This window comes from Streptomyces sp. S6, from assembly GCF_054880855.1.
In genome coordinates, this window is sequence record NZ_JBTYMC010000343.1 from 1 (window position 1) to 6,485 (window position 6,485).

Below are 6,485 nucleotides of genomic sequence, written 5' to 3' on the forward strand. Positions count from 1 at the left end.
AGCGCGTCCGCCGCCGCGACCGCGCCGGCGACCTGACGGCCGCCGTGGTTGGAGACCACCACGCCGTCCGTCCCGGCGTCGGCGGCGAGCCGTGCGTCGTCCGGGTGCAGGATGCCCTTGAGGACGATCGGGCCGTCCCAGTGCTCCCGCAGGAACGCGAGGTCCGGCCAGGTCTTGCCGGGGTCCGCGAACAGGCTGACGAACCGCAGCACCGCCGCGTCGAGGTCCTCCTGCGGCGGCTTCGCGAGGCCCGCGAGGAACGCCGGGTCGGTGAAGTGGTTCGCTGCGCCGACGCCGCGCAGGAACGGCAGGTACGCCTGGTCCAGGTCGCGTGGGCGCCAGGCCAGCAGCGGGGTGTCCAGGGTGACGACGAGCACCGAGAACCCGGCCGCCTTCGCCCTGTTCAGGAAACTCCGGGTCACCTCGCGGTCCTTGGACCAGTAGAGCTGGAACCAGCGTTCGGCGTCCCCCATCGCCTCCGCGACCTGCTCCATCGGCGTGCTCGACGCCGAGGACAGGATGTACGGCACGCCCTGCGCGGCGGCTGCCCGTGCCGCCGCCGGTTCCGCGCCCGGGTGCATGATCGACAGCACCCCGACCGGGGCCAGCGCCAGCGGGGCGGAGAGCTGACGGCCCAGCACCTCCACGGACAGCTCCCGCTCGCTGACGTCCCGCAGCATGCGCGGCACGATCCGGCGCCGCTCCAGAGCCGCCCGGTTCGCCCGCGCCGTGCTGCCGTCACCGGCGCTGCCCGCGACGTACCCGACCGGGCCGGGGCCGAGGCGCCGCTCGGCCATCTCCTCCAGTGCGGTGAGATCCGTGGGGAGCCGGGGGACGGCGCCCGTCAGGCCGTTGAGGTAGATCTCGTACTGGAAGTCGGCCCGGTGCTGGGTCATGTGGCTCCTCTACTCGGCGATCTGCCGCAGGATACGGGCGAGTTCACGGGGACGGGAGACCATGGGCCAGTGGCCGGTGTCCAGCCGGATCAGCTCCCACGACGGGCTCTTCAGCAGCGCGGCGACGGGCGGGATCGGCTCCTCGCCGTCGAGCAGGCACTTGATGTACGTCGTCGGCAGATCGGCGAGGGAGCCGGTCAGGGCGGCGGGTTCGGAGAGGGAGGCGCCGGGGTGCGGGGTGGCGCGCGCGAGGATGCCGGCGATCTGCTCCTCGGACAGCTCCTGCCCCGCGAACTGGGCGGCGTCCGGGGGCCAGACCCCGCCGTTCGCCTCGATCTCGCGCCGCACCTCGGTGCTGTCCCAGCCGTAGAAGAACGACTCGCCGTCGACCGGCACACCCGCGTCTACCAGGACCAGTCTGCGCAGCCGCTCCCCGATCCGCTCCGCCGCCTGCCCCACCGGGATCCCCGAGTAGCTGTGCCCCACCAGTACGACGTCCCGCAGATCCAGCCGTTCGATCTCCTCCACGATGTCCCGGACGTGCGTCTCCTGACCCGCCGGCACCTCTCGCTTCTCCGCGAGCCCGGACAGCGTGAGGGGATGGGCCGACGGCAGCTCCTTCACCACCTCGTCCCACACCCACGCGCCGAGCCAAGCCCCTGCCACCAACACGAATCGAGTCATGTCCGCAAGGTAGCCGAGGGGTCTGACAACACGTCCTGACAGGGACGGGGGCCGAGGCTTGTTCTGAGGGGTGCGGTGACCGTACGGCCGCCTCCCGGACGCCGATCAGAGGTTGATTCGTCCATAATTCACGGTTCAACTGGATGGTTCGACCATTGTTCGATGCGGGGAATGTTTCAGGTCGATTGCCGAGCCTACGAAATCCGGCCAACCGGGCTCGTAAGCGGATCATGAAGCACCTGCTTGCGGCGTTCTGTCGTTCGAATCCTGTAGCTTCACGCCACTGATTGAATACGCAAGGTTACTGAAATATGTGGGGTCGATGTGAACTCCTGCGCCGGACCCGGCAGAGTGGCGACCGCCGCCCCAGCCACCCACCGGTGACCAGGTGGCACAGACTCCAACCGAGCGGAAGGAAGCACACGATGCGGAACACCGCGCGCTGGGCAGCGATCGGCGGCCTCGTCGCCGTCACCCTCGGCGGACCCCTCACCGGGTCCGCGCTCGCCGCCCCGTCCGCAGGCCCGACCTCCCTGTACGCCCCGTCGGCACTCGTGCTGACGGTCGGTCACGGCGAGCGGGCGGCGGGGACGACGCCCGCCCGCGCCGTCACCCTGAACTGCGCGCCGACCTCCTCCGGAACCCACCCCGCAGCCGCCCTGGCCTGCGCCGAACTGCGCGCGGCGGACGGTGACCTCGACGCGCTCGCGATGCGGGCGAGCGGGCCCTGCACCAAGCAGTACGACCCCGTCGTCGTGACCGTCGACGGCGTCTGGCAGGGCAAACGGGTCTCCTACGAGCGGACGTTCGCCAACGAGTGCGTGCGCAACGCGGGCGCGATCAGCGTGTTCGCCTTCTAGGAGTTCCAGAACCTCTGGAACCTTCGAGACCGGAGCCGTGGGGTCCCTGTGGACGCCACGAAGGCTCGTGACTGGGGAGTGCGAGTCCTGGACACGGGAGAGCCTGCGGCTCCTTTGCTCCGGGGACCGGACGGGTGGGGTGGGGCCTCCCTCCGGTCCCCGGAGCTCCTCCGTGAGGGTGCTTCACGCGGCTCACGGTTGACGCTCACCGGGGATCTCCGTCAGCGGCGCGAACCGGTCCGTCAGCCGCGCGGCCAGCAGCAGCCGGCGTACCGCGGACCGGTCGTGCACCAGCCGCAGCCGGCCGCCCCGACGGCGGGCCCGCTCCTCCGCGCGGCACAGCGCCCGCAGCCCCGAGCAGTCGATGAACTCCACGCGCCGCAGATCCACCAGGACGTCCGGCGCCTCACCCGTCGTCGCCGCGTCCAGATGCTCCGTCAGCAGCCCCTCCGTGGCCATGTCGATCTCCCCGGTCACCTCGACCACGGTGAACCGGCCGCTGGCCCTGGTGCGCGCGTACGCGTTGGCCGGTGGTGTCATCTCGTCCCACTTCGGCAGGGTGCTCGTCCGGTCCCGGTAGCTACCCCGGCCCGCCCCGAAGCATCCCTCCACCACGGCCCGCAAGACCCGGTTCACCCGACCGGATGGATTTCCGCGCGGATCATTGACTTCCCGCCCCGGCGTCAGCACAGAAACGCCCCGGCGACGGCCCACGGCACCGGCAGCACCAGTACGTCGTACCAGCCGGTCAACGGCCTGCGGACCAGCGACGACGGCCCCTCGCCGGCCCGTTCCGCACGACGGACCGCGTTCCGCAGCTCCCGCCGCGAGGCACCGGCACGCCTGCCGTCGAACAGCGAACGCGTCATCGCCCAGGGACGCACCTCGACCCCTCCGACGAGCAGCGACCCGCCCCGGCCGGCCCTGGCGAGCAGCCGTACATCGGACAGGGACGCCTCGTACACGACGAACGGATCGACGACCGTCAGCCGCCCCTCACCCCAGCGGACCTGCGGCAACAGCCCGATCCGCACGAAGACCCACGCGCACCCGCTCGGCAGGGCGAGTGCCTGCGCCGCCTCCCGGGCCCCGCTCACCGCGGGCGAATCGAGGAACAGCAGGGAGACGGCCGCCGCGACCGTCCCGGCGACCATCGCGAAGGACAGGGCACGAAGGGGACGGTTCCGGTAGGCGGTGGTTCCCGGCTGCGGCTGAGGGCGCATCAACGCCCCGGACGCCGTCGGCGGGGCGCCGTCCGTGCACGGGTGGGCGGCATCAGATCCAGCCCTGGCGTTCCGCGATGAGGATCGCGTCCACCAGGCCGCGCGCGTCGAGTTTCCCGACCGCCGCGGAGAGGCGGTTGCGGATGGTGCCGATGCCGAGGTGGAGGCGGCCGGCGATCTCCTGGGCGGTCGCGCCGGCCGACGCGAGGCGGAGGGCCTCCGCCTCGCGCAGCGTCAGGGGCGTGCACTTCCAGGGGGTGTCGGCGAGCCCGCGGGGCTCCACCGCGCGGACGCCGGTGGCGACCTTGCGGACGGCGTGGGTGAGCTGCTGCCGGGACACGCTCTTCAGGACGTAGCCGGAGGCGCCCGCGTCGAGGGCCTGACGCAGCCGGCCGGGGCGGTCCAGGGCCGTCAGCGCGATCGTCCGGCACGCCGGCGCCCGCGCCGCGAACTCCTTGGCCAGAGCGAGCCCGTCGAGGCCGGGGCCGTCGATGTCGAGCAGCGCGACGTCCGGTGCGGACGACTCGATCACCCCGAGCGCCTGGACCCCGTCGCCCGCCTGGGCCATGACCTCGATGCCGAGTTCGCCGTCCAGGAGCGCGACCAGACCGGCCCGCACGACCTCCATGTCCTCGACCACCAGGACACCGATCACGAACCCCGTCCCCCGCCCGAACCCACTGAACGCACCTCCCTGCGAACACCCTGACCAGGGACGACACGCAAGCAGCGGGCCCCCGTCGCCCTACCGGGCCATCGTCCCCCGGCCCCGGCACGCTCGCCTATGGGGGACAACACCCATTCAGGCCATGGCGGCCCTAGGCCAACTGCCGCCGCACCAACTCGTGCAACCGCCCCCCGGCATCCGCCAGCAGCACCTCCGGCGCCCCCTGCTCCGCGATCCTCCCGTTCTCCATCACCACCACCCGGTCCGCGTCCATGACGGTGGACAGCCGGTGCGCGATGACCACGCGCGTGGCGTTCAGCTTGCGGGTCGACTCGATGACCACCCGCTGTGTCTCGTTGTCGAGCGCGCTGGTCGCCTCGTCGAAGAACAGGATGCGCGGCCGGCGGATCAACGCCTGGGCGATCATGAGGCGCTGGCGCTGGCCCCCGGAGATCGCGCCGGCGCCGGAGACGATGGTGTGCAGCCCCATCGGCATCCGCTTGATGTCCTCCGCGAGCCCGGCGAGCTCGGCGGCGGCCATCGCCTCCTCGGGCGTGTAGGACTCGGTGCCGCAGATGACGTCCAGCAGGGACCCGCTGAACGGCTGGGCGTTCTGGAGGACCACCCCGCACTGCCGCCGCACGGCGGACTGGTCCAGCGCCGAGAGGTCCTGCCCGTCGTAGAGGACACTCCCCGACACGGGCCGGTCGAACCCGATCAGCAGCCGCAGGAGAGTGGACTTCCCGCACCCGCTCGGCCCCACCACGGCGACGAACTCCCCGGGCCGCACCTCGAAGGACACGTCGTCCAGGACGAGCGGCCCGTCGTCGGCGTACCGGAAGGACAGCCGGCGCGCTTCCAGCGCCCCGGTGAGCGGCCCCGGCCGCGTCGCCGCCCCCCGCACCTCCGGCGTCGCCTCAAGCACCGGCCGGATCTCCTCGAACAGCGGCAGCGCGGCCACCGCCGACACGAACGCCCCGGTCAGGGACGTCACCGAGGTCAGCAGCATCGTCACCGACGTGTTGAAGGTGAGGAAGTCGGACGCGGACATGCTCCCGCGCGCGGGCCCGGCCAGCAGCATGAACATCAGCAGGGAGCACAGCGGCAGATACACCGAACCCAGCACGGCGTTGAGGTTCTTGATCCTCCCGAGCCGGTGCTGAAGCTCCCGGCTGCGGGCGAACTCCGACGCCCAGGCGGCGTACGCGTAGTTCTCGGCGGCGGCCACCCGCAGCTTCGGCAGCCCCCGCAGCGTCTGGAACGCCTGGTTGTTCAGCTTGTTGGACAGGACGACCAGCCGCCGCTGCCACCGCACCTGCCACAGCCCGAGCCCGAGGAACACCGCCCCGATCACGACGAGCATCCCGATCGCGGCCAGCGCCATCGGCACGCTGTACCACAGCAGCAGCCCGAGGTTCATCGCGCCGACCGTCAGGGACTGCGCGACCGACGGGCCGAGGCCCGCCATCAGCCGCCGGATCGCGCTGATCCCCATGGCCGCGCTGGCCAGCTCACCGGTGGAGCGGGCCGCGAAGAACTTGGTCGGCAGGCGCAGCAGCCGGTCCCACACGGCCGGTTGGAGCGTGGCCTCGATCCGCCCCTCAAGACGCAGGATCGTCAGGTTCTGGAGCAGGACGAACGCGGCGGCGACGACACTGCTGAGCATCACCGCCAGACACACCTGGACGATCAGCCCCTCCTGCGCGCGCGGCACGAACTCCCCGAGCACCTTGCCGGTCGCGATCGGCACCAGCGCCCCGATCGCCACCGTCACGAGACCGCTCAGCACGAGCGTCGAGAGGTCGCGCCCGGTGCCGCGCATGCTGAACCGCAGCAGACCGAGCGGGCCCATCGGACGGTCGGGCAGCGGCCGGTAGAACATCACCGCGCGCGGCTCGAACTCGCTCGCGTTCGCCTTCTCGACCGGCGTCTCCCGCCCGGTCCCCGGATGCACGGCGACGTACCCGCCCCGTCGCCACAGCAGCGCGACCGGCGTCCCGGACAGCGCGCGGTGCCCGACGAGCGGACCGACGTCGTCCCGCCACCAGCGCCCGTCGAGCCGCACGGCACGCACCCGGACCCGGGAGGCGAGAGCGACCTGTTCGACCGGGTCGAGCCGGCCGCCCACGGCACCCATCCGCGCGGGCTCGGTCAG

Annotated in this window: 7 protein-coding genes; 1 reads left to right on the plus strand and 6 read right to left on the minus strand. The window is 72.2% G+C overall.

Going from position 1 to position 6,485, the window contains the following annotated elements:
* Both ACVNF4_RS30495 and ACVNF4_RS30500 read right to left on the minus strand, forming a co-directional pair.
* Positions 1 to 896 (minus strand): alpha-hydroxy-acid oxidizing protein (locus ACVNF4_RS30495; protein WP_461806114.1); only part of this gene is annotated, 896 nt, incomplete at its 3' end.
* A gap of 9 nt (positions 897 to 905) precedes the next feature.
* Positions 906 to 1,580, minus strand: coding sequence for an alpha/beta fold hydrolase (locus ACVNF4_RS30500; protein WP_461806115.1), 675 nt, complete (start codon positions 1,578 to 1,580; stop codon positions 906 to 908).
* Positions 1,581 to 2,005: 425 nt separating this feature from the next.
* On the opposite strand from ACVNF4_RS30500, the gene ACVNF4_RS30505 reads away from it, so the two are divergent.
* Positions 2,006 to 2,440 (plus strand): subtilase-type protease inhibitor, encoded by a 435-nt coding sequence (locus tag ACVNF4_RS30505; protein ID WP_461806116.1) that lies wholly within the window; start codon positions 2,006 to 2,008, stop codon positions 2,438 to 2,440.
* Positions 2,441 to 2,632: 192 nt separating this feature from the next.
* Here the strand turns inward: ACVNF4_RS30505 and ACVNF4_RS30510 are convergent, their stop codons facing one another.
* The 4 genes from ACVNF4_RS30510 to ACVNF4_RS30525 all read right to left on the minus strand — a co-directional run.
* The gene (locus tag ACVNF4_RS30510) at positions 2,633 to 3,076 is read right to left on the minus strand and encodes an STAS domain-containing protein (RefSeq protein ID WP_461806117.1); all 444 of its coding nucleotides are present in this window, start codon (positions 3,074 to 3,076) and stop codon (positions 2,633 to 2,635) included.
* A gap of 47 nt (positions 3,077 to 3,123) precedes the next feature.
* Positions 3,124 to 3,663: a hypothetical protein gene (locus tag ACVNF4_RS30515; RefSeq protein WP_461806118.1), complete on the minus strand. Its 540-nt coding sequence runs from the start codon at positions 3,661 to 3,663 to the stop codon at positions 3,124 to 3,126.
* A 52-nt stretch (positions 3,664 to 3,715) separates the two neighbouring features.
* On the minus strand, positions 3,716 to 4,318 hold the full coding sequence (locus ACVNF4_RS30520) for a response regulator transcription factor (RefSeq protein ID WP_461806119.1): 603 nt from the start codon (positions 4,316 to 4,318) through the stop codon (positions 3,716 to 3,718).
* 163 nt (positions 4,319 to 4,481) lie between these two features.
* Positions 4,482 to 6,485 (minus strand): NHLP bacteriocin export ABC transporter permease/ATPase subunit (locus ACVNF4_RS30525; RefSeq protein ID WP_461806120.1); only part of this gene is annotated, 2,004 nt, incomplete at its 5' end.